2 protein-coding genes and 1 pseudogene are annotated in these 3,123 nt (G+C 36.4%); 1 reads left to right on the top strand and 2 read right to left on the bottom strand.

The window, feature by feature from the left end; genetic code table 11:
• Window positions 1-178: 178 nt before the first annotated feature.
• Together hemC and hemA are read right to left on the bottom strand one after the other, a co-directional pair.
• A complete protein-coding gene (gene hemC / locus VFS71_RS13515) occupies window positions 179-1,105 on the bottom strand; it encodes a hydroxymethylbilane synthase (protein ID WP_326401839.1) in 927 nt (308 codons plus the stop codon).
• 3 nt (window positions 1,106-1,108) lie between these two features.
• Window positions 1,109-2,365, bottom strand: coding sequence for a glutamyl-tRNA reductase (hemA, locus tag VFS71_RS13510; protein ID WP_326401838.1), 1,257 nt, complete (start codon window positions 2,363-2,365; stop codon window positions 1,109-1,111).
• A gap of 228 nt (window positions 2,366-2,593) precedes the next feature.
• Between hemA and VFS71_RS13505 the strand changes: the two are divergent.
• Window positions 2,594-3,123: pseudogene (locus VFS71_RS13505) on the top strand (AraC family transcriptional regulator); the annotation flags it as partial.

Raw genomic sequence — 3,123 nt, 5'->3', positions numbered from 1 at the left:
CTCATTTTTTGTTTTTTGAATCATTCTGAAAAAGCCACCCGAGCGATAGCGAACAGGCGAAGCAATTGTTTCTGTCTAGCCCCGATCGAAAGGAAAATCCTCTCTCGTTTTTTCAATGAGAGAGATTGGAATGAGAGCGGGAATCCGTGTTTCCAAAAATGCCTAAATCTCTCGCTCCTTATTTTTTTAAACTTTCTTTTATTGTTGCCATCAATTGAGTTCCGCCGTTTGCGAAAATTTCTTGAGCAGAATTATAACCCAATTTCTTCCATTCTTCGATGGGAACAATTTTGTTGACTTCGATTTTTTGCTTTCCGTCAATTGAAAATAGCACGCCGTTGAAATGGATGGTATCTTCAATTTCGTTGTATTTTGCCAAAGCCCCGATAGGTGCAGTACAACCGCCTTCGAGGGTTTTCAGGAATTGTCTTTCGATATGGGTGCAGACTTCAGTTTCGATATCGTTGAGTTGCGCAACGGTATCTCGGCAAAAATCATCGTTGGCCATAGCCACAACAACCATTGCACCTTGTGCAGGCGCTGGAATCATCCAATCGAGATTGATATAATTTTCGGGTTTCAGGTTGATGCGTTCTAAACCGGCCGCGGCAAAAACGGCTCCGTTCCAATCGTTTTCCTGTAGCTTTTGCATTCTGGTATTCACGTTTCCGCGTAAATCGACTACGTTGTGATTGGGATATTTATTCCACCATTGGGCTTGACGGCGCAAACTTCCTGTGGCAATAGTTCCTTTATCTTCTAAAAAATCAAGGTTTCCTTTATGAACCAAAATGTCCAAAGTATTGGCTCTTTCGAGAACCGCCCCTTGAACAATTCCAATAGGCAAAGCAGTAGGTACGTCTTTCATAGAATGCACAGCAATATCCACTTGTCCGTTGATCATTGCAATATCAAGCGTTTTGGTGAAAATACCAGTGATTCCTAGTTCGTATAAAGGTTTGTCGAGAATGATGTCTCCTTGTGATTTTACGGCAATGATTTTGGTCTTATAGCCTAAATCGTTTAGCTTTTTTTCTACAGTGTGGGCTTGCCATAACGCGAGTTCGCTATCACGGGTTCCAATACGTATTGTTTTATTTGCCATTTTTTATTTTGTAGTCGTTGCTATTTGAAAAACTTTTTCGATCCAATCGATGCTCTCGTCTACCATTGTGTCTTCATTTTTTAAATGATTGGCAAAATGGGTAGTAATTTTTTGGATGATTCTTGAGCTGATGATTTCGGCTTGTTCTTCGTTGAAGTTGGACATTTTTTTGCTTTGAAAATCCAATTCCGAATTTTTAATCGTGTTTAGCTTTTCTTTCAAGGCATTGATGGTTGGCGCAAACTTTCTTACTTTGGTCCAAGCGATAAATTCATCCTTTATTTCTTCAATAATAGCTTCTGCCGCTGGGATATGGGCTTTTCTGTTTTCCAACGTCTCGTCTGTCATTTGTGACAAATGATCCATATGGATCAAAGTAACTCCTTCAAGGTCTTTGACATTTTCATTGACGTTTTTTGGAATCGATAAATCCAAAATCAACAACGGCTTTTTCAAATTCAAAATAGCTTTGTCGATAGTAGGATTTTGAGCTCCAGTAGCCACCACCACCACATCGGCTTTTTGCAATTCAATATGCAATTCCGAGTAATCTTTAACAATCAGATTCAATTTTCCAGCTAATTTCTCAGCTTTGTCTTTGGTTCTGTTAATTAAAGTGATATGCTCGTTTTTGGTGTGTTTTACTAAATTCTCACAAGTATTTCTTCCGATTTTCCCTGTTCCAAAAAGTAAAATATTCTTATTTCCAATGTCTGGAACGTTCTTGATAATATATTGAACCGACGCAAAAGATACCGAAGTGGCTCCTGAACTGATTTCAGTTTCATTTTTGATTTTTTTGCTGGATTGTATTACTGCATTCACCAATCGTTCCATAAAAGCGTTGGCTAAACCCAATGCTTTGGCTTCGGCAAAACCATTACGAATCTGGCTAATAATTTCAAAATCGCCCAGAATTTGACTGTCCAATCCTGTTCCTACTCGGAATAAGTGCGAAATAGCTTCTTGGTTTTTGAAAACATATGCAACTTTTTGAAAATCTTCAACAGTACCGTTGCTGTTCTCGCAAAGTAATTTTATTAATTGAAAAGGGTGTTCTGCATAGCCGTAAATTTCAGTTCTATTGCAAGTTGAAGTCACGAATAAACTCTTAATTCCCTCCGTTTTGGCTTGTTCCAGCAAACGAGTTTTAGCTAAAGTGTCTAAACTAAATTTACCTCTTATCTCAGCATCGGCTTTTTTGTAGCTAAGACCGATTGAGTAAAAATAGTGATGCTTTGAACCGTTATGATTTTCCATATATTCCCTTTCACATATAAGTCTACAAAATTATTACTATCATCTCTATAAAAGTAACGCTAAAAGTTCTATTTGTGTCGCTGTATGCTTTTTTAGATTTAATTCGTTGTTTTCTAATAAAAACTGCTATTTTTGTAGCGTTATCGAGGGTTTATTTTCGATTTATTTAGAGTGATTCTAAATAAATACTTTCGATAAAAGTCATTTTTTTATTTAAAAAATATCGCTATGGGTTCACAAGAAATTATAACTATTGAAGAGGATTTCACTTTGATTCGGTTTCAAAACGATAGTTTAGAAAGTTTTCAAGCCAAGCACGAAGTGAGTAATGGCCTGATTCAATTTCATTTTGGATTAAAAGGAAAAGCCAAATTCAACTTTAACCAAGGAAATTATATATTGGAATTGAACGAGGAGAAGTCCTATTTGTTCTATAATCCTCAAAAAGAATTACCGCTCAATTTGGAATTAGCGCCTAATACTTGGGTAATATCTATTTTAATTTCGATTCAAAAATTTCATCGGTTATTTTCAAATGACGCTGGGCATATTCCCTTTTTGAGTGACGAGAATAAAGACAAAAAATATTATAAAGAGGGCGACATCAGTCCTTCAATGGCTATTGTTTTGAGTCAATTGTTTCATTATAATTTGAATCCTTCCATTAAGAATTTATATTACAAAGGCAAAGGATATGAATTGCTAAGTTTGTATTTCAACCGCTCTGAAGATCCTAATGCTGAACAATGTCCGTTTTT

The organism is Flavobacterium sp. (assembly GCF_035760125.1).
GTDB lineage: Bacteria > Bacteroidota > Bacteroidia > Flavobacteriales > Flavobacteriaceae > Flavobacterium.
This window is presented reverse-complemented; position numbering and strand designations above follow the sequence as displayed.